Genomic DNA, 22,353 nt, shown 5'->3' on the forward strand with positions numbered 1-22,353 from the left:
AGGTCAGGCCGGCCGCCCTGGGGGCTGACCGGGCTCTAGCTCCGATCGCTCCCTCCCAGCGCCCGGTAGATCCCGGCCATGGTCTTGAGCTGGCTCTGTTGCTGGGCCAGCACGCCGAGCTCGGCATCCCACAGTCGATTCTGCTCGTCCAGCCAGGGCTGAACCCCGGTGGCGCCCGCCAGGAAGCGGGCCCCCGCCAGCCGCTCGGCCTCTTTGGCATAGGCCAGCTGCTGCTCGAGATAACGCAGCCGCTGCTCCCCCTGCTGGCGAGCAGCCAGGCCATCTTCCACCTCCAGCAGGGCCGTATAGAGCTGCTTGCGAAACTCGGTCTCGGCTATCTGATAGTCAATCTCGGAGCTCGCGATGGAGAGCCGGGTCTTGTTGTACTCGAGGAAGGGGAGCGCCAGGGTCGCACCCAGGGTTCCCACCGGGTTCTGCAGCACCTGGGTCAGGGTGTCCGAGGTGGTGCTGGCGCCGCCGGTGAGGCTGAGGGTGGGGTAGAAACCGGTGCGGATCTCGTCCCCTCTGGCCAGCGTCTTGCGAAGGCGCAGCTCGGCTGCCCGCACGTCGGGGCGCCTGGCCAGCACATCGGCGGGGATGCCGACCGCCAGCGTCGGAATGGGACCCATGGCGAGGGAGGTCGGGGCAAATTCCAACGGGCCGCTGCTGCGGCCGAGCAGCAGGCGCAGGGCGTTGCCGGCCTGCTCCCGTTGCAGGGTGAGAGAGGCGAGCTCCGCCTGCTTGCCGGCTTTCTGCTGGCTGGCCTGCACCAGATCGAGGCGGGTGACGGCCCCGGCGTCATATTTTGCCCGGGTCAGCCGCTCTATCCGCTCGTAGTTGGCCAGCTGGCGCTCGCCCAGGGAGATGGCCGAGCCAAGATACGCCAGCTGCCAGTATTGCTCCAGGGTCTTGCCTACCAGCATCAGGCGGGTGGCGGCGCGATCCTGCTCGCTGGCCTCTGCCTCCCACTGCGCCTGATCCCGCACCGAGGCGAGCCGGCCCCAGAGATCCACCTCATAGCTCAGGTTGAAGGAGGGGCCCAGGTTGCTGCTGGCGCTGCCATCCTTCATGTTCTTGTTGCCGCTCGCCCCCAGGCTGGCGTTGACCGAAGGGGTGAGGTTGGTGTTGGCGAGATCGGCGCCGAGCAGGGCGCTCTTGAGCCTGAGCCCCGCGACCTGCATGTCCGGGTTGGCCGCTAGCACCTCATCGACCAGCTGGTCGAGGGCGGGATCCCGGAACCCCTGCCACCAGAGCCCGGCCTGCTGGCCGCCAAGATCCCGGGCGTCCTGCTGCCACGCTGGCGCCACATCCAGTTCGGGCCTGTGGTAGGTGCTCTGCTGGCTGCAGGCACCGAGGCTGGCGGCGAGCACCAGGCTGAGCGCAGTCTTTGACGAGAGGCGCAGCCCCCGGCCGGATAAGTTGTGCATCATCATTCCCTCGCCAGTGCCTCGACCGGATCGAGCCGGGCCGCATTGCGGGCGGGCAGGTAACCAAACAGGATCCCGATGAGCGAGGAGCAACCGAAGGCCATCAGGATGGAGAAGAGCGAGAAGCGCATCTGGAAGCTCTCCACGAGCAGGGAGAAGATAAAACCGATGAAGATGGCCAGGCCGATGCCGAGCAGGCCCCCCAGCAGGCTGACCATCACAGCTTCGATCAGAAATTGCTGCAGGATGTCGGACTGACGGGCGCCGACTGCGATGCGGATCCCTATCTCCCGGGTGCGCTCCACCACAGACACCAGCATGATGTTCATCACCCCGACCCCGCCGACGATGAGGGAGATCACCGCGATGGCGGAGACCAGCAGCGTCAGGGTGGCCGTGGTCTTCTCCACCGACTTGACGATACTGTCGCTGCTGAAGGTGAAGAAATCCTTCACCCCGTGGCGCTGGGTCAAGAGCGCCACGGCGGCCTGCTCGGCCAGCGCCGGCTGGACCCCGTCCTTGACCCTTATGGTGATCTGGCTGAAGTGGTTCTGGGAGATGAGACGGCTCATCACGGCGCTGTAAGGCAGCCAGACATTGACCGACTGGCTGCTAGGACCAAAGCCGGTCTCCTGGGCCACCACGCCGACGATGCGCACCGGCAGGGTGCCGACCAGCACCACCTGGCCGACGGGATCCGTCTTGCCGAGCAGGCTGGTGATGGTCTTGCCATCTACCACGGCCACCGCCGTCCGGCTGCGGATATCCCGCTCATCGAGCAGTCGGCCCTGGGTGAGGGTCATCCCCTTGACCCGGAAAAAGTCGCTGCCGACCCCCACCACGCTGCCGCTGCTGGTCTTGTTGCGATAGCGCAACTGGCCCGAGGTGGCGATCTGGGGGCTGGCCCCCTCCAGATAGGGCTGGCCGAGCAGGGCGTCGAGATCCCGCTCGTTCAGGGTCTGGATGCTGGCGGCCTTCTCGTCGCCCCAGTCCTTGCCGGGGAAGATGTCGATGGTATTGGTGCCCATGGCGTTGATGTCGTCGATCACCTTGGCGCGGGCCCCCTGGCCCAGTGCCACCACGCTGACCACGGCGGCGATGCCGATGATGATGCCGAGCATGGTGAGGAAGGTGCGCATGCGGTGGGCCAGCATGGCGTGCAGGGCCATGCGACCCGCCTCCCGGTAGCGATCCCAGCCCTGGCTGCCGCGTTTGGCGACGGAGGCGGTGGGGAGCCGCTCCGGCGCCGGCTCGCGGGCTTTCTGCCCGGTAGCTGGCCGGGGGAGGGCGCAAGATAGCTGTTCGACAGTGGCCTGGGGGATCTGCTGACGCTCTTCCACCCCGTGGGTCTTATCCGGGGAGATGGGGGGGTTGGCAGCCGGCTGGCCGCTGTCCTCCACCACGCGCCCGTCCCGCAGGGTGATGATGCGATTGGCGTGGTTGGCCACCGCCATGTCGTGGGTCACCAGAATGATGGTGTGACCCTGGGCGTGCAGCTCCTTCAGGATGGCCATCACCTCCTTGCCGCTGTGGCTGTCGAGGGCGCCAGTAGGCTCGTCGGCCAGGATCACCTCGCCGCCATTGGCCAGCGCCCGGGCTATGCTGACCCGCTGCTGCTGGCCGCCGGAGAGCTGGCCTGGCCTGTGGTGGCTGCGATCGCTCAAGCCCAGGCGGGTCAGCAGGGTGCGGGCACGTATCTGGCGCTCGGGGCGGGAGGTGCCGGCATAGATGGCGGGGATCTCCACGTTGGCGGCCGCATCCAGATGGGGCAGCAGGTGGTAGCGCTGGAAGATGAAGCCGAAGTGGTGGCAGCGCAGCCGTGCCAGGGCCAGGGCATCCAGGCCGGCGGTGTCCTGACCACGAAACAGGTATTGGCCGCCGCTCGGACGATCGAGGCAGCCCAGCAGGTTCATCAGGGTGGACTTGCCGGAGCCGGAGGCACCGACGATGGCCACCATCTCCCCCGCCGCTATGGTCAGATCCAGCGGGTGCAGCACCGTCACCTCGTGCTCCCCGCTCTGGTAGCGGCGCTCTATGCCCTTGAGCTGGATCAGGGGCTCGCTCACGGGACCATCTCCATCTCATCGTTCTGGACAGGCTTGCCCTGCTCCAGGGTCACCTTGTCCTGTTCGTCAAGACCGCTCACCACCTCTATCTTGATGTCATCCTTCATGCCGGTCTTGATGCGGCGGGTCTCTTTCTGCCCGTCCTCCTTGAGCAGGGTGACCTCATATTCATTCTCTCCCAGCTTCTTGCCGAGGGCGGTCTGGGGGATGGCCAATACCTGTTTGCGTTCACCCAGCACTATGGTGACCTGGGTGGTCATGGCGACCCTCAGCTGATGGTCGGGGTTGGGCACATCGAACAGGGCGTAATAGTAGATGGCGGCATTGCTGGTGGTCGTGGTGTTGGCGCTCTGCTCGTTGATGTTGGTGGGGGCCAGCTCGACAGTGCGCAGGGTGCCGTGATAGCGGCGATCCGGGTCTCCGATCAGGGTGAAGTAGACCGGCATGCCGGCCCTGACCTTGGTGACATCCGCCTCCGAGATCTGCGCCTTGACCGTCATGGTGTCCAGGTTGGCGAGCTTGAGCAGGGTCGGGACCGTCTGGCTGGCGGCCAGGGTCTGCCCCTGACGGGTCACTATGCTGACCACTGTGCCATCCATGGGGGCCTGAATGCGGTTATAGCCGAGCTCCGTCTTGGTACGCTCCACCTTGATCAGGGCGTTGTCGATATCCGCCTGGGCGCTCTGCAGCTCGGCCCGGGTGACGGCCAACTGCGCCTCTGCACTCTCCAGATCGGCCCGGGAGCTCGCCTCCTGCTTGAACATCTGCTGCTGGCGGCGCCAGGCCAGCTCGTTCTGCTTGAGCTGCGCCTGCTTGATCTTGAGCTGGGCACGGCGGCTGGCCAGCTCGGCCTCGGCGGTCTTGAGGTTGTTCTGGGCTATCAGGGGATCTATCTCTGCCAGCAGGTCCCCCTGCTTGACCTGTTGCCCGGCTTCCACCGCCAGATAGGTGACCTGACCCGAGACCTGGGCCCCCACATCCACCTGCTCTATGGCCTGCAGTACGCCGCTGGCCAGCACCGTCTGCTCCACATCCTGACGGGTCACTGTGGCGGTCAGCACGGGGTCCGGGGTCTTGCCGGGCCAGGCCAGCCAGACCACGAGGGCCAGCAGTGCCAGGGCAAGCAGGGCATATTTGCCCGGTTTTGGAAGAGTCTTCATTTATCACCTGAACGAAACGAGCGAAGGCGTGCAAGAGCGATATCCTGCAGCAAATGGCACTTAAAAAGAAGCGAGCAATGTGTAAGAAATCATGTAGATGAAGTTGTCAATTAAGGGGCAGGGTGACCGCCGGAGAAGGGGAGGCGAGACCTGCATGATACCCGCTGGGGGTAGTGCAAGGGTCCGGGAGGTCTACCTAGGGGATAAATGCAGGGAGCCCGCTCGTTGAGCGGGCTCCCGGGTACTCAGCCGACCGCCTTGAGCTGCTCGGCATAGGGCTCGTGGCAGATCTGGATATCGACGGGCAGCTTGTAGATGAGCAGGCGGGCCAAGGATCCCTCCATCCAGTGGTGGCGGCTGCCGACCAGCAGGAGCGAGGCCGGGTGGGTGCTCAGCCACTGGCCCAGATCCCTGACCACATCATCGACCACCAGGCAGTGGTAATCCACCGGATGAGGCAGCAGGGTGATGAGTTCGCTGATGATGGCCTTGGCATCCAATGTGCCCTGGGCACTGCGTTCTTCCTCGGACAGCGATAGGCTATTGCGACGCACCTTGCTGCTGTGCGTCAGGTGCAGCAGGGTCAGATCGCACCCCAGCCCCTGCGCCAGGCGGCTCGCCTTGGCCAGCGTCTCCTGCTCGTAATCCTTGCCTTCCAGCAACAGCACTATGTTGGTGTGGGTCATCAGCAGTTCTCCTTGGCATGGCGCGGGTCACCGGGGACAAAGGAGCTGTCCCCTACCACAGTGATCCCGCCCTGTATTGCATGGTTCTCACTTGTCTGTCTGTGGGCGCCAGACGTCATCCTTTGTCGGTGATGGCGCGCAAGATCACCTTTGTTTACATCAGCATAACAGACGCAGTTGAACGGAGAATGAAGACATGCCGTCCATGGCCCCCTTGATGGAGGAATGAGATGGGTAAAAGGTCCGTGGGTAGCACAGCCGTGGGGTTTGTCTTGGCTGTGCCTGGTGATCATGCTGCTCTCCCGGCTTCGAGCCAAGGTGCAGGGAGCCTATGTCGAAGGGGGGAATCCCAGTGGCGATCGGCGGGCCGCCACTGGGACAGGGGCTGGCTGGGGCTTATGACAGCTGTCGGGTCAACCAGGGAAGCCCCTCTTTCTTGCGGCTGAGGGCCCCTGCCAGGTGAACCGGCTTGGCTGGCAGTATGCCCCTGCTGGCAAAATGGAGCTCACTGCTCCCCTTGGCCAGATCGGTCAGCATCAAGACATAGCCATCCAGCGAGTCCAGGGTCAGCCTCTGCGCCATGGCGTGATGCAGCTCCTCCATCCGGCTGTGGATCTGGCTCGGGTCCATCACGCAGATCTGGCTGACCATGAGGGAATGGCCCGCTATCTGATAGGCCTTCTCGTCGGCAACGAGCAGCTCGCACAGGGGGGTATCGCCCAACTGGGTGCGCCGCTCCAGCAGGGTCTGGGCAAAGGGGGCCAGGGCCAGATCGGCGATGGGCAGCAGCCGGTCGACCGCGAGCCTGTCCTCTGCCGTGGTGGTGGGGGAGGTGAAGTTGAAGGTGTCGCTGATGATGGCCCCCAGCAACAACCTGGCCTGGGCGCGGGACAGATTGTCATGGCCCATCAGCTCCAGCAGCACAGTGGCACTGCACCCGACCGCCCTCACCCAGGCGTCGAGGGGGCCACGGGTGATGAGGGTGCCGATGCGGTGGTGATCGATGAGGCCCTGCACATCGGCCTCGGCCAGCCCCTCCGGCCCCTGCTCCAGTTCGCTGAAATCCACCAGAAAGACCGGCTTGTTGGCTACGCTGCCCGTCAGAACCGGGGGGGCAGCCACGCCCGCCGTCTCCAGGATGAAGCGGGTCTCGGCAATGGGTTCACCCAACGCATAGGCCTGGGCGGGTCGACCCTGACGGTTGAGCCAGTCGGCGGTGACCAGCGCGGTGCAGATGCTGTCGCTGTCGGGATTCTTGTGGCCAAAGACATGAAGCATGAGGTTGTTCCTGATGTCGGGTGATGGTCTCGGCCGCATGTCGCGGCGCCGGGCCAGAGGGGGCCATGGGGCCCGAGTCGGTTCCACTCTACTGTCTGGCGGCCAGGGGGGCAAATTCGGCCGATCTTCGCTTGGGGCGCCGAGGGCTGGGGGAGGTGCCGGGAGCACGCCATCGACCCAAGCCCTTGGTGACACTTGGCGCCTGGCAGCAGAGGCATAGGGTGGCCCTGTGCTAGTGCCGGTGCCCGCCCCCCTGGCAGATTGCCGGGGGTGATGACTCGGCGCCTCGGGCAGGTCGTACAAGGGGCTGGGATCCGCCGCGTTGGGCGGACAACCGGGGAGGTTGATCACTGACCCCCGTACCGGTGGCTTGGTGGCTCTCCTTCCGGTCAGGTCACCATGAAGGTGGATGACATGGCGCTTAGGGCTGGCGTCGGAAGGTTGATGACTCACTCCCGCTCATGTCGACGAAGGCTGGATGGCTCGCCGCCCCAGAGGCGGCGAGCGGCGTCGATGGCTTGTCGCACCACCCTCAGGAGGCAAGCAGCTCGCGGGCATTGGCCAGGGTGTTGTCGGTGATCTGATCTCCCCCCAGCAGACGGGCCAGCTCGTTGAGGCGGGCACCCTGGTTGAGCGCCTGCATCTGGGTCTCCGTGGTCTTGCCGTCCGTGTGCTTGCTGACCACCATGTGCTGGTGACCCTTGCCGGCCACCTGGGGCAGGTGAGTGACCACCATCACCTGGGTGGATTCGCCGAGCTGACGCAGCAGGCGGCCCACCACGGCTGCCGTCGGGCCGCTGATCCCCACGTCCACCTCGTCGAAAATCAGGGTGGGGGTGGAGATCTTGCGGGCACTGATCACCACCAGGGCGAGGCTGATGCGCGACAGCTCGCCGCCGGAGGCCACCTTGCCCAGCGGCTGTATGGGTTGCCCGGGGTTGGTGGTGACCATGAACTCCACCCGATCGATACCAAGGGGAGAGAGGCTGCTCTGGGCGTCGGGGCGCACCTCGATGGCGAAGCGGCCATCGGGCATCGCCAGCTCGTGCATGCTGGCGGTCACTTGGGTGGCCAGCTCCTGGGCATAGCGCTGACGGCTCTGGCTGAGCACCTCTGCCGCCTGGACAAAGGCCTGACGGGCCTCGGCCAGTTCATCCTCCATCCCCTCCAACCGCTCCTCATCGGAGTGGAGGCGGGCGAGATCGCTGGCCAGATCCTGGTGGAACTGGGCCAGCTCGGCGGGTTTGACGTGGTGCTTGCGGGCCAGGTTGATCGCCTTGGAGAGGCGGGCCTCCAGCTCGTTAAAACGCTCGGGATCCAGCTCCAGCAGATCCAGATAGCTGCGCAGCTCGCTGTGGCTCTCCTGCACACCGATCAGGGCTTCATTCAGCATGCCGAGCACGTTGCCAAGGCGGCTGTCCATGCCGACCAGGGTCTCGGCTCTGTCCACCGCCACCTGCAGCAGGCCGGCTATGGTGGTCTCCTCGTTGTCATAGAGCAGGTCGAGGCAATAGCCGCACTCCTGCATCAGCTCGGTGCCGTTGGCGAGACGCTGGTGCTCCTCTTCGATGGCCTCAAACTCCCCGGGTTGCAGGGCGAACTCGTCCAGCTCCTGCACCTGATACTCGATGAGCTGGCGGCGGGCCTCCCGCTGCTGCTGTTCGGCCTTGAGACGGTTGAGCTCGTTCTGCAGCTGACGCCACTGCTGATAGTGCTGGCGCACCTCATCGAGCAGCAGGTGGTGACCGGCATAGCCGTCCAGCAGGGCAAGCTGATAGTCGGGTTTGAGCAGTAGCTGATGCGCGTGCTGGCCGTGAACGTTGACCAGCAACTGACCCAGGCTCTTGAGCTGCACCAGGGGGACGGGGACGCCGTTGATGTAGCTGCGCGAGCGCCCCTCGGCGGAGAGCACCCGCCGAACGATGCACTCACCGTCGTTCTCCAGCTCGTTGGTGGCAAGCCAGGCGCGGGCGGCGGGGTTGCCGTCCAGCAGGAAACGGGCACTGACTTCCGTCTTGTCGCTGCCCGGCCGCACCATGCTGGCTTCGGCCCGCTCGCCGAGGCAGAGGCCGAGGGCGTCGATGGCAATGGATTTGCCTGCCCCCGTCTCCCCTGTGATGCAGGTCATGCCGGATTGCAGATCGAGTTCGAGAAACTTGACGATGGCAAAGTTGTTGACGGTCAGCTGGGTCAGCATGGTCTCATCCTGTATGGGTCAACATTACTGTGTATGCATCCAGTATATACTGGTCTTATATACAGTAAAGTGTACGGGGCGGGATTTTTTGCCGGGCAAGGGGATGAGGGGCTGTGCGAGGAGGTTGCACTGGGAGAGGCGCTGAGCCGCCATGGCATCCCATGGGGGATGTGAGACTGGGAGCAGTCGCGCGATGAGCCTGTATTCGTTCACCTTTATGGGGTCTTGTCGCGGCGGTGAACTTGTGGAGTCGGGGTAGCTGAGACACACTCGAGACAGGCATGGCTCAGGTTCAAGGGCAGGCCACCGTGCCTCACACCAAGGATGCGTCCAGATGATCCACACCCCGACCCTGCTGTTGATCTCCCTGGCAATCAATCTGATGTCGGCACTGCTCATGTTGTTCATCCACTTCTTGAAGCCGGGTCGGCGCAACTTCCTGTTCTGGTCCCTGTCGGCCTTCCTCTTCTCACTCTCCATCCTGCTGCTCAGTCTGGGAATAGGGAGTGGTCATCCGGCCCTGGGGATCAGGGTCGGTGGCCTGGTCTCCCTCATGAGCATATTGCTGTTGCTGGCCGGCTTTTATGCCCTCTATGGCCGGTCCTGGCGCCCCCGTCCCCTGTGGGGAGGGGTTGCCCTGTTGCTGCTTGCCTATCTGGGGCTGTCGAGCCGCTTCGAGGTGCGCATTGTGCTGGCCCTGATGGAGTCGGTGGTCTACCTCTGGTGTGCTTGTCTCATCGTCTCCCTCAGCCGGCACCAGAAGCGGGTGCTCCATGCCGTCGCTGCCATTTATCTGCTCCATTTCACCATACTGCTGAGCCAGGGGCTGCTGCTCTTGCTGGGGCCTGATAGTCGCATGGGCAACGGAGACGGGCTGCTGGATGGCATCTTCTTCATGCACATGGTGCTGACCATAGGCTCGGTACTGCTGCTGCCCCTGGTGGCCTATGTGGAGGCGGAGCAGGCGCTGCTGGCCCTCTCGGAGCGGGATCCCCTCACCGGGGTGCTCAACCGGCGCGGCCTGTTCAGGCTGGGGGAGCGGGCGTTGCCGGGGCAGATGCGCTGCGTGGTGGTGCTCGACATAGACCACTTCAAGCGCGTCAATGACCGATTTGGCCACGGCTGCGGTGACGAGGTGATCCGCTACGTGGCCCGGGTGCTGGTGGCCGAGGCGCGCAAGGATGATCTGGTGGGGCGCATAGGTGGCGAGGAGTTCGCCCTCATCATGGGAGGGGTGAACGGCCAGATGGCCCATGACATCTGCGACCGGATCCGCCGCCAGATAGAGACGGGCTCCCGTCAGGGGGCCTGCCCGCCGTGCGAGGGGGTGACGGTCAGTGTGGGGGGCGTCTGCGCCTGTGCAGAGACAGGGTTGGCGCACTTGCTGACGAAGGCCGACGAGGCCATGTACAGGGTCAAGGCAGCGGGGAGAAATGGCGTGCATCTGCAGCTCGAACCCGGACCGCTTCGGCTGGTCGAGGGGGGCGAGGGCTAGGCCCTCGCCTTCAGGCTCGCGTCGGCCCGGGCCCGCTTGCTAGAACAGCTTGCTGCCCCAGCCGAGCTTGTTGCGCAGCACGTGGAAGTAGCTGTAATCCAGCGGATGCACCAGGTGCAGCTTGTGCTGGCTCTTCTTGATGAGGATCTCGTCCCCCGGGTGGACCGCCAGGGTCACCTGACCGTCGCAGCTCACCTGCATGGCGTCATCCTGATTGTCGGGGGAGACCAGCAGCCGCACCTCGCTGTCCGCGTCCAGCACTATGGGACGGCTGCTCAGGGTGTGCGGGAACATGGGCACCAGCGTGATGGCGTTGAGCTTGGGGGTGAGGATGGCGCCCCCCGCCGATAGCGAGTAGGCGGTGGAGCCGGTGGGGGTGGCCACTATGATGCCGTCCGAGCGCTGGCTGTACATGAAGCTGCCATCGATATAGACCTCGAACTCTATCATGTGGGCTATCTTGCCCGGGTGCAGCACCGCCTCGTTGACCGCCAGGTTGCTCGACTTGCGCTCGCCGTGGCGATAGACGGCGGCCTCCAGCAGGAAGCGGTGCTCGCTCTTGAAGTGGCCGGAGAGCACCTGCTCCAGGGGCAGCAGATAGTCCTGGGGCGAGAGATCGGTTAGAAAGCCGAGGTTGCCCCGGTTCACCCCTATCACCGCCACATCGAACCGGGACAGCACCCGGGCGGCTCCCAGCATGTTGCCGTCACCGCCGACGACGATGGCGAGATCCGCCTGCTCGCCGAGCTGCACCAGATCCATCACGTTGTCACCCAGGATCCCCAAGGTCTGGGCGACCCGGCTCTCCAGCAGCACCCGAAAACCGCGGGTACTCAGGTATTGATACAGGCCGCTGAGGGTCTGGTTGGCCCCTTCATGATGGGGCTTGCCGATGAGGGCAACGGTTTTGAACGGAGAATCCATAGGTTATCGGGTCTGGGGAAGTCTTGCGGGGAGTATACCGCGCTTTGCCGGGGATTTGTCTGTCTCCATGCCCCTTGGCGCAATCGGCCCCGAAAAGTGGCAAGCTGGCCGGCTGGCGGCAGGCATTGTGCCCGATATGCCCTTTTCCCCTTGAAAGCCGGGGCTGCGTCCCCATAATAGCGCCAACACAGGGTCCGCTGACGCGTGTCGCTTGTCTGAACGTCAGCAGCCCCTCATAAGCAACCCTGAATATTGGAGATGTCATGAGCCACGAAGAACAAAAGGTTGAAGCGATGGAGCAAGTGGAAGTCCAGCCAGTCGAGCCGACCGATGTAGACAGTGAAGTGACAGCCGAGCAGGCCCGCATTGCCGAGCTGGAGGCCCAACTGGAAGCGGCCCAGCAGGCCTCCCTGGAAGAGCGCGAGCGCGCCGTGCGTGCCGTTGCCGAGATGGAAAACCTGCGTCGTCGTGCCGCCCAGGACGTGGAGAAGGCCCACAAGTTCGCGCTGGAGAAGTTCGCCGCAGAGCTCTTGCCGGTGCTGGACAACCTGGAGCGCGCCATCGAGCTGGCCGACAAGGAGAGCGAGGCGCTCAAGCCGATGATCGAAGGGGTCGAGCTGACCCTCAAATCCATGCAGAGCTCGGTGGCCAAGTTTGGCCTGGTCGCCCTGGATCCGCAGAACCAGCCGTTCGACCCCAACGCCCATCAGGCCATGAGCATGATAGAGAACGCCGAACTGGCGCCCAACACCGTCATCGCCGTGATGCAGAAGGGCTATGAACTCAACGGTCGGGTGATCCGTCCGGCCATGGTGATGGTCTCCAAGGCCCCGGCCTGAGTCCCGTCCCTGTGCTGAGCCCGCCGCTCGGCGGGCTTTTTATTGGTAGCGGCGCCATCAGAATATGCAATGGCGCCATTTGGCAAGCACTCTTGCGCCCAAGTGGCAAGAATGCGCGGTTTTTTAAGGTCAGGGCTTGAAGCGTCGGCTTGAGACCCCATATAGGTGGCAAGGCCACGGCGGCATCTGATTTCAGTGGCATGGAAACTTGAGTGACACGGAAAGAATTTGATGTCGGGTGCTTGAAAGCCACAGTGTCAGGCCCCACCTAGCCGTTAACGTATTTAAGGCGAGCCCCTCGCCAGTTTATTCAAAGTATTTGGAGATTCGTCAAATGGGTAAAATCATCGGTATTGACCTGGGTACTACCAACTCCTGCGTTGCTATTCTGGATGGCGACCATGCTCGCGTGATCGAGAACGCGGAAGGCGACCGTACTACTCCGTCCATCATTGCCTATGCCGATGACGGCGAAATCCTGGTTGGTCAGCCGGCCAAGCGCCAAGCCATCACCAACCCGAAGAACACGCTGTTCGCCATCAAGCGTCTGATTGGCCGTCGTTTCGAAGATGAAGAAGTACAGCGCGATCTGAAGATCATGCCGTACGCCATCGCCAAGGCTGATAACGGTGACGCCTGGGTAGAAGTCAAAGGCAAGAAGATGGCACCGCCGCAGATCTCTGCCGAAGTGCTGAAGAAGATGAAGAAGACCGCCGAGGATTACCTGGGCGAGCCGGTGACCGAAGCCGTCATCACAGTACCGGCCTACTTCAACGACGCCCAGCGTCAGGCCACCAAGGATGCCGGTCGCATCGCCGGTCTGGATGTAAAACGCATCATCAACGAACCGACTGCCGCGGCCTTCGCCTATGGCGTGAACAAGGTCAAGGGCGAACGCAAGGTTGCCGTGTATGACTTAGGGGGCGGTACCTTCGACATCTCCATCATCGAGATCGACGAAGTGGAAGGCGAGACCACCTTCGAAGTGCTGGCGACCAACGGTAACACCCACCTGGGTGGTGAAGACTTCGACAACCGTGTCATCAACTACCTGGTTGAAGAGTTCAAGCGCGAGCAGGGCATCGACCTGCGCAACGACCAGCTGGCTCTGCAGCGTCTGAAAGATGCCGCCGAGAAGGCCAAGATCGAGCTCTCTTCCGCCCAGCAGACCGACGTGAACCTGCCGTACATCACTGCAGATGCCACAGGTCCGAAGCACATGAACATCAAGGTGACCCGCGCCAAGCTGGAATCCCTGGTGGAAGACATGGTGAAAGACTCCCTGGAGCCGGTCCGTGTCGCCCTGAAAGACTCCGGTCTGGCGGTCGGCGAAATCGACGACGTCATCCTGGTGGGCGGTCAGACCCGTATGCCGCTGGTTCAGAAGACCGTTGCCGACTTCTTTGGCAAAGAGCCGCGTAAAGACGTCAACCCGGACGAAGCCGTGGCCATGGGTGCCGCCATCCAGGGTGCCGTACTGTCCGGTGACAAGACCGACGTACTGCTGCTGGACGTGACCCCGCTGTCGCTCGGTATCGAGACCATGGGCAGCGTGATGACTGCGCTGATCGAGAAGAACACCACCATTCCGACCAAGAAGTCCCAGGTGTTCTCCACTGCCGAAGACAATCAGTCTGCCGTGACCATTCACGTGCTGCAGGGTGAGCGCAAGCGCGCCAGCGACAACAAGTCCCTGGGCCAGTTCAACCTGGAAGGCATCCGTCCGGCACCGCGTGGTCTGCCGCAGATCGAAGTGACCTTCGACATCGACGCCAACGGCATCCTGCACGTCTCTGCGAAAGACAAGGAGACCAACAAGGAGCAGAAGATCACCATCCAGGCCTCCTCCGGTCTGTCTGATGAAGAGATCGAACGCATGGTACGCGAGGCGGAAGCCAACGCGGCGGAAGACAAGAAGTTCGAAGAGCTGGTGCAGACCCGCAACCAGGCTGACGGTCTGGTCCACTCGGTCCGCAAGCAGGTGACCGAAGCCGGTGAAGCCCTGCCAAGCGATGACAAGGCCAAGATCGAGACTGCACTGTCCGAGCTGGAAGCCGTCATCAAGGGTGACGACAAGGCTGCCATCGAAGCCAAGCAACAGGCCCTGATGGAAGCGTCCCAGAAGCTGATGGAGATTGCCCAGCAGCAGGCTCAGGCGCAAGGCGCCGGTGCCGAGGCCGGTCACTCCTCTTCTTCCGCCAAGGCTGACGACGACGTGGTCGACGCCGAGTTCGAAGAAGTGAAAGACGACAAGAAATAAGCCCAACCCAGATGGGCAGAGCAGACTCTGCCCATCGGCTCAGTCAATGATTTCACGGGCGTTGGGTAACCAACGCCCGTCTGCATAACGGCTCAAGTAGAACAGGATGAGTATGTCGAAGCGCGATTTCTACGAAGTGCTCGGGGTATCGAAAGGTGCCGACGAGCGCGAGATCAAGAAGGCGTACAAGCGTCTGGCGATGAAGTATCACCCGGATCGCAATCAGGGTGATGCCGCATCGGAAGAGAAGTTCAAAGAGGTCAAGGAAGCCTACGAGGTCCTGACCGACGAGAACCTGCGTGCCCGCTATGACCAGTACGGTCATGCCGGCGTGGATCAGAGCCAGGGCGGCGGCCATGGCGGCTTCGGCGGTGGTGCCGATTTCGGTGACATCTTCGGCGATGTGTTTGGTGACATCTTCGGTGGTCGTGGGGGTGGTCGTCGCGGCCCGGCCCGTGGCTCCGACCTGCGCTACAACATGGAGCTGACCCTGGAAGAGGCGGTGCGCGGGGTCTCCAAGGAGATCAAGATCCCGACCCAGGTCCATTGCGAGGTCTGCAACGGGTCCGGTGCCCACACCGGCAGCCAGGCCCATACCTGCCCGACCTGTCACGGCTCCGGTCAGGTGCAGATGCGCCAGGGCTTCTTCGCGGTGCAGCAGGCCTGCCCCCACTGTCACGGTCGCGGCAAGATCATCAAGGATCCCTGCCGCAAGTGCCATGGCGAGGGTCGCTACCAGAAGACCAAGACACTGTCGGTGAAGATCCCGGCGGGCGTCGACACCGGGGATCGCATCCGCCTCTCCGGCGAAGGGGAAGCGGGAGAGGCCGGCGCGCCGGCCGGGGATCTCTACGTACAGGTGCACGTCAAGGAGCACGAGATCTTCGTCCGTGACGGCAACGATCTCTACTGCGAGGTGCCCATCAGCTTCACCGCAGCGGCCCTGGGTGGCGAGATCGAAGTACCGACCCTGGATGGCCGGGTCAAGCTCAAGGTCACGGCGGAAACCCAGACCGGCAAGCTGTTCCGCCTGCGGGGCAAGGGCGTCAAGTCCGTGCGCTCCGGCCAGGTCGGGGATCTGATGTGCAAGGTGGTGATCGAGACCCCGGTCAAGCTGACCGAGACCCAGAAAGATCTGCTGCGCCAGCTGGACGAGTCCTTCAGCGGTGCCGCCGCCAAGACTCACAAGCCGAAATCCGAAGGCTTCTTCGAAGGGGTGAAACGCTTCTTCGACGACCTGACCAAGTAACCGCGACCCGCGTGACCCAAGCCGGCCTTCAGTGCCGGCTTTCTTTTTGCCTGCCATTTGCCCCGGATCCCCTCTATTGAGTGGATCCCGATGAGGGATCCTCCTCACAACTCCCGGCGCTTTTCCCTGTGCAAACGTTACTCTGATCACAAGTGGCTGAAACGGTTTAGCTGGCATATTGAATCAGCTAAAGCGGTTTAGCTATCCTCTACTCGTCCATAACAACAGCGCCCGGACGGGCGGCAGATGACAGGTGAGGAAGATGACGATGTTCAAGAGCAAGTTGGCGCTGGCGGTGGCGGTGGCGCTGGGATTGGGGATGAGCAGCCCGCTGTGGGCGGCGGATGGCGGTATCGAAGCCCGACTGGCGGCGCTGGAGGCACGGGTGCAGGCGGCAGAGTCCCGCGCCGCCGCCGCCGAAGCGAGGGCAGATGAGGCCCAGAGCAAGGCGAGCGAGGCCAGGGAGGCCGCCGTGGTGGCCAAGGCCCAGAGCGAGAAGGTGGACAAGCAGACCGCCGGGGCCCAGGGCTTCGAGTTCCACGGCTACGCCCGCTCGGGCCTTCTGGTCAACGGCAACGGCAGCGGCGGGCGCGGCGGCCCCTACATCACCCCGGCCGGCTCTGTGGGCGGGGCCGTGGGTCGTCTTGGCAACGAGGATGACACCTACATGGAGGCCAACCTGCTGAAGACCCAGACCTTCGACGATGGCAGCTGGGCCCGCTACAAGCTGATGCTGGCGGACGGGGTGGAGACCAGCAACGACTGGACCGCCAGCGATTCCAGCCTCAACACCCGCCAGGTGTTTGCCGAGATCGGCGACCTGGCGAGCTTCGACGGCCCCTTCCAGCACTCGGTGCTGTGGGCGGGCAAGCGCTTCGATCGGGACAACTTCGACATCCACTGGCTCGACTCCGACGTGGTCTTCCTGGCCGGGACCGGCGGCGGCGTCTACGACGTGCAGCTGGCCGACAGCTGGAAGGCGAACTTCTCCCTCTACGGGCGCGACTACGGCGACATCAGCGCCAGCGGCCTGTCGGACATAGAGAGCTACATCCTCACCATGAACAACCGCTTCGGCAACTGGCAGTGGATGCTGAACGGCCTCTCGGCCAAGGACAACGAGGCGCGCATCAACGACGGCGGCGTTGGCAGCGAGGCGGCGGACAAGGGGGCGCACACCCTGGTGGCCTACCACGCGGACAGCTTCTTTGGCATCAGCCCCGGCTTCTCCAAGGCCGCCGTGCTCTATGGCCATGGCCTGGGGGCCGAGCTCAAGGGACTGGGCTCCGACAGCGAGCTGCTGCCGGATGCCGACGCGGTGCGGGTCGCCGTGTTTGGCGCCACCGACCTCAACCCGCGCTGGCGTGTCGCTCCGGCCCTGCTGGCGGAGCAGAGCCAGGATCGCTACGTGAAGGGGGACGAGTATCAGTGGCTGACCCTCAACACCCGGGTGGCCCAGGTGCTGAGCCAGAACGTGGAGCTGGTCTACGAGGCCGCCTGGCAGTACATGGACTTGGATCCCCAGGGCTACAAGGGGCGTCAGGCGGTGAGCGGCAACTTCACCAAGCTCACCTTCGCCCCCACCTTCAAGGCGCAGACCGCCGGCTTCTTCGAGCGACCCGAGTTGCGGGTATTCGCCACTTGGATGGACTGGTCCTCCGAGCTCGACAACTACGCCAGCACAGATGCCATGGGCCAGAGCGATTTCGCCGCCGGTGGCGAGTGGAACTTTGGCGTGCAGATGGAAACCTGGTTCTAGTTCGTTATCCCGATCACAAAAATGGCAGCAGGCGCCGGGATCTGTTGGTTGGCTAAAACGGTTTAGCTGATAATGCGGACCAAGAAATCAGGGCCCGGCTCTGGCAAATCCTGTGCAGCAGTGGAGTAGCAACAAGGTGACGAATCGTGTGTGGGTAATGGGGGATGCGGTGGTGGATCTTATCCCGGAAGGGAAGGAGCACTACCTCAAGTGTCCGGGCGGTGCGCCCGCCAACGTGGCGGTGGGCGTTGCCCGGCTCGGCGGGGAATCGGCCTTTATCGGCCGGGTCGGCGCCGATCCCTTTGGCCGCTTTATGGCCGAGACCCTGACAAGGGAGGGCGTCGACATTCGCCACCTGAACCAGGATCCGGCCCATAACACCTCGACCGTGCTGGTGGAACTGGATGAAGAGGGGGAGCGCAGCTTCACCTTTATGGTGCGCCCCAGTGCCGACCAGTTCCTCGAGCCGGCTGACTTGCCCCGCTTCGAGGCCGGTCAGTGGCTGCTCACCTGCTCCATCGCGCTCGCCAACGAGCCGGTGCGCAGCAGTTGCCTGCAGGCCATGGCGGCCATCAAGGCGGCCGGGGGGCGGGTCTGCTTTGACCCGAACCTGAGGCCCGAGGTGTGGGGCAACCCGGCCGAGATGCTGCCGCTGGTACGTCAGGCCATGGCCCTGGCGGACGTGGTCAAGCTCTCGGTGGAGGAGCTGCAACTGCTGAGCGGCCTGGACGATCTGGCCACAGGGCTCGCCACCATTTCAGGCCCGGCCCTGGTGCTGGTGACCCGGGGGGCGGCCGGTGTGGTGGCCCGTTTGGATGGCGAGTGGCTGGAGTGGGTGGGGCCCAAAGTGACGCCCATCGACACCACGGGGGCGGGGGATGCCTTCGTCGCCGGTCTCCTGGCGGCCCTGGCCGGGCGTTCCTCGCTGCCGATGCTGGCCGAGCTGCCCGCCATCCTGGCCCAGGCCCACGGCTGCGGGGCGCTCGCCACTACCGCCAAGGGGGCCATGACGGCGCTGCCCACCCGCACCCGGCTGGATGAATTTTTGCGATCGGGCGCAAGCGGCCGTTGATCTGCGGCTAGAAGCCCGGGTCGACAGCCCCTACTCTCATGTGACAAGGGCCCGCCAGCTGGCGGGTCATAAGAGGAAGATTATGAATATCAGTGCGATAGCCAAGGATCTGGTGCCCCTGCTCGGGGGCAGGGAGAACATCGTCAGCGCCGCCCACTGCGCCACCCGGCTGCGGCTGGTGCTGGCGGACGACAGCAAGGTGAACAAGGCCGCCATCGACAAGCTGGACGGGGTCAAGGGGTGCTTCAGCAACGCCGGCCAAATTCAGGTGATCTTCGGCACCGGCCTGGTCAACAAGGTCTATGCCGAGTTCGTCACCCTGACCGGGACCGGCACCGCCAGCAAGGCGGAGCTGACCGACATGGCGACGGCCAAGCTCAATGTGGCCCAGCGCCTGGCGCGGACTCTCTCCAACATCTTCGTCCCCATCATTCCGGCCATAGTCGCGTCCGGCCTGCTGATGGGGCTGCTCGGCATGGTGCGCACCTACGGCTGGGTCAATGCCGACAGCGCGCTGTTCGTGATGCTCGACATGTTCAGCTCGGCGGCCTTCATCATACTGCCGATCCTGATCGGTTTCACAGCGGCGCGGGAGTTTGGCGGCAACCCCTACCTCGGGGCGACCCTCGGTGGCATTCTCACCCACCCGGCCCTGACCAACGCCTGGGGCGTGGCCGGTGGCTTCAAGACCATGGACTTCTTCGGGCTGGACGTGGCCATGATCGGCTATCAGGGCACCGTCTTCCCGGTGCTGCTGGCGGTCTGGTTCATGTCCCACCTGGAGAAACAGCTGAGAAGGCGCATCCCGGATGCACTGGATCTCATCCTCACCCCCTTCCTGACTGTCATCATCACCGGCTTCGTGGCGCTGCTCTTTATCGGCCCGGCGGGTCGGGTGCTGGGGGATGGCATCTCGTTCGGCCTGAGTGCTCTCTATGAGCAGGCGGGCTGGCTGGCGGGGCTGGTATTTGGCGGCACTTACTCGCTTATCGTCATCACCGGCATCCACCACAGCTTCCACGCCATCGAGGCGGGTCTGCTGGCCAACCCGCAGATTGGCGTCAACTTCCTGCTGCCCATCTGGGCCATGGCCAACGTGGCCCAGGGCGGTGCCTGCCTGGCTGTCTATTTCAAGACCCGCGACGTGAAGATCAAGGCGATTACCGTGCCGGCTGCCATGTCCTGCCTGCTCGGCATCACGGAAGCGGCGATCTTTGGCGTCAACCTGCGCTACATCAAACCCTTCCTAGCCGGTCTGTTTGGCGGGGCCTGCGGCGGCGCCTACGTGGTGGCGGCCAAGGTGGGGATGACGGCGGTGGGGCTGACCGGGATCCCCGGCATGGCAATCGTCCAGCCCATGAGCCTCATCCACTATGTCATCGGGCTGGTGATCGCCTTCGGTGCCGCCTTCGCCGCCTCCTACCTGCTCAAGTACAAGGTGGAGTGATGAAGGACGCCTATCTCCTCAACCAGGTTGTCCGGTCGCTGCTGGCCGGACAGCTCAAGGCGGCGGCCGATCCCCATCGGCCCCGCTGGCACCTGGCAGCCCCGGTGGGGCTGCTCAACGACCCGAACGGCTTTATCGAGCACGACGGGCGCTACCACCTCTTCTACCAGTGGAATCCGCTCGGCTGCGAGCATCGCAACAAGGGCTGGGGCCACGTCACCTCCACCGATCTGCTGCACTGGCAGCACGAGCCGGTGGCACTCCTGCCCACCGAGGACTATGAGAGCCACGGCTGCTATTCGGGCTCGGCGGTGAGCGACGAGCAGGGGCGCCTGACCCTTGTCTACACCGGCAACGTCAAATACCCGGATGGCAGCCGCACCGCCTATCAGTGTCTGGCCCGCGCCGATGGTGAGGGCGGTTTCGAGAAGTTGGGCCCCGTGCTGGATCTGCCCCAAGGCTACAGCGGCCATGTGCGAGACCCCAAGGTGTGGCACGAAGGCCAGCAGTGGCTGATGGTGCTGGGAGCGCGCACCCTGGATGACAAGGGCGAGGTGCTGCTCTATCGCGGTGACGCGCTGGATGCCTGGACGCTGGTGGGCCCTATCGCCGGTAGCGGGCGCGGTGGTCTTGGCGAGTTTGGCTATATGTGGGAGTGCCCGGATCTCTTCCCGTTAGGGGATCGCCATGTGCTGATCAGCTGCCCCCAGGGGATTGCCCCGGTGGGGGAGGATTATCGCAATCTCTATCAGTGCGGCTGGCTGGCGGGCAACTTCGACGGCGAGCGCTTCGAGCACGGCGCTTTCCACGAGCTGGACCGGGGCTTCGAATTCTATGCACCGCAAACCACCCAGGACCGCCAGGGGCGGCGGCTCTTGTTCGGCTGGCTGGGGTTGCCGGAGGAGAACGAGATGAGCCAGCCCACCATCCCCTATGGCTGGCTGCACCAGATGAGCTGCCCGCGGGAGCTGTTCTGGCAGGATGAGTGGCTCTGCCAGCGGCCGGTGGCGGAGCTGGCGGCATTGAAGGGGGAGCAGACCCGCTTCGAGGGGCCGCTTGGGGAGTTTCCGGGGTTGGCCATCGACTCGGCCTGGCTCGATCTGCACCTCGGCCGGGAGGGGAGCCTCTGGTTCGGCACCCTGGTCGAGCTGCACTGGCAGCCGGGGCGCCTCACCTTGCGTCGCCAGAACTGGCAAAGCGGGGCCTGGGAGGATCGATGCTGCCCCTGGCTTGGAGGCAAGATCACCGTCCTGTGCGATCGCTCCAGCCTGGAGTGTTTCGTGGACGGCGGCCGCCAGACCCTGTCTACCCGCTACTTCCCCGGTGAAAACCCAGTACTTTCCGCACGTTGCGGTGGTGATGGCAGCAAAATTTGCCTCGATCACTGGCCGCTGGCGGCCTGCCTAGTACAATAGCCCGGTCTCAGTGTGCCGGGAGGTCAGGTGGAGAAGAAGAAACGGATCACGATTGCCCAGATAGCCGAGCTCGCGGGGGTCTCCAAGGCCACCGCCAGCCTGGTGCTCAACGGCAAGAGTGCGGAGTACAGGATTGCCGACGATACCCGTAAGCGGATCCAGGCGGTGGCGGACGAGTGCCACTATCAGCCGAGCTTTCATGCCCGCTCCCTGCGCGAGAGCCGCAGCTACACCTGGGGGCTGGTGATCCCCGATCTCACCAACTTCGGGTTTGCCAGCATAGCGCGCGCCCTGGAGGCCCATTGTCGGGAGGCGGGGATCCAGCTGCTGATCGCCTGCTCAGAGGATGATCCCACCCTGGAGCAGCGGGTGGTGGACAACCTCATCAGCCGCCAGGTGGACGGCCTCATCGTCGCCTCCAGCGGCCACAGCGACGACATCTATGCCCGCATTCACGACCGCCTGCCGGTGGTGCAGCTCGACCGCCACATCGGCGAGTCGCGCCTGCCCATGGTGATCTCGGACGCCTGCAAGGCCACCGCCGAGCTGGTGCGGGACATGGCGATCGATTGCGACGCCGAGATCTACTACTTCGGCGGCCTGCTGGATCTCTCCCCCAGCCGCCACCGGCTGGCGGGCTATGAGCTGGGTCTGCACCGGGCCGGGCTGGAGGCGGATCCCGCCCGGGTGCGCCATCGCGACTATCAGCCGAGCTCGGGTTATCAGCTGATGGCTGAGCTGGTGGCCGAGCTCGGGGCGCCGCCCCGGGGGCTCTTCACCGCCTCCTTCACCCTGCTGGAAGGGGTGCTGCGCTACCTCAACGAGGCGGGGCTGATGGAGACGGGCATGCGCCTGTGCACCTTCGACGATCACGATCTGCTCGACTGCATTCCCATGCGCATCGACTCCGTGGCCCAGGATTGTCCGGCCCTGGCCCGGGCCGCCTTCGAACTGATGCAGCAACTGATTGCGGGTAACCCTCCTGAGCAGACCGCCCAGGTGATCCCCCCCAGGGTGCGCTGGCGCAGTCGCCGCTAGTCATCCATCAGGTCTCATATGAAAAAGCCCCGCCATTGCTG

16 protein-coding genes are annotated in these 22,353 nt (G+C 64.2%); 9 read left to right on the forward strand and 7 right to left on the reverse strand.

Annotated features, from left to right (window positions below; genetic code table 11):
- Positions 1-35 precede the first annotated feature (35 nt).
- The 6 genes from AC1IN8_RS09690 to recN all read right to left on the reverse strand — a co-directional run bounded on the left by AC1IN8_RS09690 (position 36) and on the right by recN (position 8,814).
- Positions 36-1,433, reverse strand: a complete 1,398-nt coding sequence (locus AC1IN8_RS09690) for an efflux transporter outer membrane subunit (RefSeq protein WP_479758736.1) — start codon at positions 1,431-1,433, stop codon at positions 36-38.
- Positions 1,430-3,493, reverse strand: a complete 2,064-nt coding sequence (locus AC1IN8_RS09695; protein ID WP_479758737.1) for a MacB family efflux pump subunit — start codon at positions 3,491-3,493, stop codon at positions 1,430-1,432. Before AC1IN8_RS09695 ends, AC1IN8_RS09690 begins: the two co-directional genes overlap by 4 nt.
- Positions 3,490-4,653, reverse strand: coding sequence for an efflux RND transporter periplasmic adaptor subunit (locus AC1IN8_RS09700; RefSeq protein WP_319913302.1), 1,164 nt, complete (start codon positions 4,651-4,653; stop codon positions 3,490-3,492). Before AC1IN8_RS09700 ends, AC1IN8_RS09695 begins: the two co-directional genes overlap by 4 nt.
- Positions 4,654-4,898: 245 nt before the next feature.
- On the reverse strand, positions 4,899-5,339 hold the full coding sequence (locus tag AC1IN8_RS09705; protein WP_139436315.1) for a universal stress protein: 441 nt from the start codon (positions 5,337-5,339) through the stop codon (positions 4,899-4,901).
- A gap of 396 nt (positions 5,340-5,735) precedes the next feature.
- Positions 5,736-6,617: a DHH family phosphoesterase gene (locus AC1IN8_RS09710; protein WP_479758738.1), complete on the reverse strand. Its 882-nt coding sequence runs from the start codon at positions 6,615-6,617 to the stop codon at positions 5,736-5,738.
- 532 nt (positions 6,618-7,149) lie between these two features.
- Positions 7,150-8,814 (reverse strand): DNA repair protein RecN, encoded by a 1,665-nt coding sequence (recN, locus tag AC1IN8_RS09715; RefSeq protein WP_139436320.1) that lies wholly within the window; start codon positions 8,812-8,814, stop codon positions 7,150-7,152.
- A 334-nt stretch (positions 8,815-9,148) separates the two neighbouring features.
- On the opposite strand from recN, the gene AC1IN8_RS09720 reads away from it, so the two are divergent.
- On the forward strand, positions 9,149-10,309 hold the full coding sequence (locus tag AC1IN8_RS09720) for a GGDEF domain-containing protein (RefSeq protein ID WP_479758739.1): 1,161 nt from the start codon (positions 9,149-9,151) through the stop codon (positions 10,307-10,309).
- Positions 10,310-10,348: 39 nt separating this feature from the next.
- Here AC1IN8_RS09720 and nadK read toward each other — a convergent pair whose 3' ends face one another.
- Positions 10,349-11,233: an NAD(+) kinase gene (gene nadK, locus AC1IN8_RS09725; RefSeq protein WP_005332581.1), complete on the reverse strand. Its 885-nt coding sequence runs from the start codon at positions 11,231-11,233 to the stop codon at positions 10,349-10,351.
- Positions 11,234-11,496: 263 nt separating this feature from the next.
- Between nadK and grpE the strand changes: the two genes are divergently transcribed.
- From grpE to AC1IN8_RS09765, 8 genes are all read left to right on the forward strand, one after another.
- Entirely contained in the window at positions 11,497-12,072 is a 576-nt protein-coding gene (grpE, locus tag AC1IN8_RS09730) for a nucleotide exchange factor GrpE (RefSeq protein ID WP_025327678.1), read from the forward strand.
- A 334-nt stretch (positions 12,073-12,406) separates the two neighbouring features.
- Entirely contained in the window at positions 12,407-14,332 is a 1,926-nt protein-coding gene (dnaK, locus tag AC1IN8_RS09735; protein ID WP_139436324.1) for a molecular chaperone DnaK, read from the forward strand.
- A gap of 112 nt (positions 14,333-14,444) precedes the next feature.
- Positions 14,445-15,581 carry a molecular chaperone DnaJ gene (dnaJ, locus tag AC1IN8_RS09740; protein WP_139436326.1) on the forward strand — a complete coding sequence of 379 codons (1,137 nt, stop codon included), beginning with the start codon at positions 14,445-14,447 and terminating at the stop codon, positions 15,579-15,581.
- 262 nt (positions 15,582-15,843) lie between these two features.
- Positions 15,844-17,340: a carbohydrate porin gene (locus AC1IN8_RS09745; RefSeq protein WP_479758740.1), complete on the forward strand. Its 1,497-nt coding sequence runs from the start codon at positions 15,844-15,846 to the stop codon at positions 17,338-17,340.
- A 157-nt stretch (positions 17,341-17,497) separates the two neighbouring features.
- The gene (locus tag AC1IN8_RS09750) at positions 17,498-18,412 is read left to right on the forward strand and encodes an aminoimidazole riboside kinase (protein ID WP_479758764.1); all 915 of its coding nucleotides are present in this window, start codon (positions 17,498-17,500) and stop codon (positions 18,410-18,412) included.
- An 82-nt stretch (positions 18,413-18,494) separates the two neighbouring features.
- Entirely contained in the window at positions 18,495-19,859 is a 1,365-nt protein-coding gene (locus tag AC1IN8_RS09755) for a sucrose-specific PTS transporter subunit IIBC (protein WP_479758741.1), read from the forward strand.
- Positions 19,859-21,274, forward strand: coding sequence for a glycoside hydrolase family 32 protein (locus tag AC1IN8_RS09760; protein WP_479758742.1), 1,416 nt, complete (start codon positions 19,859-19,861; stop codon positions 21,272-21,274). Before AC1IN8_RS09755 ends, AC1IN8_RS09760 begins: the two co-directional genes overlap by 1 nt.
- Before the next feature lie 27 nt (positions 21,275-21,301).
- Positions 21,302-22,312 carry a substrate-binding domain-containing protein gene (locus AC1IN8_RS09765; protein WP_479758743.1) on the forward strand — a complete coding sequence of 337 codons (1,011 nt, stop codon included), beginning with the start codon at positions 21,302-21,304 and terminating at the stop codon, positions 22,310-22,312.
- The last annotated feature ends 41 nt before the right edge of the window (positions 22,313-22,353 follow it).

The organism is Aeromonas sp. 130281 (assembly GCF_056642115.1).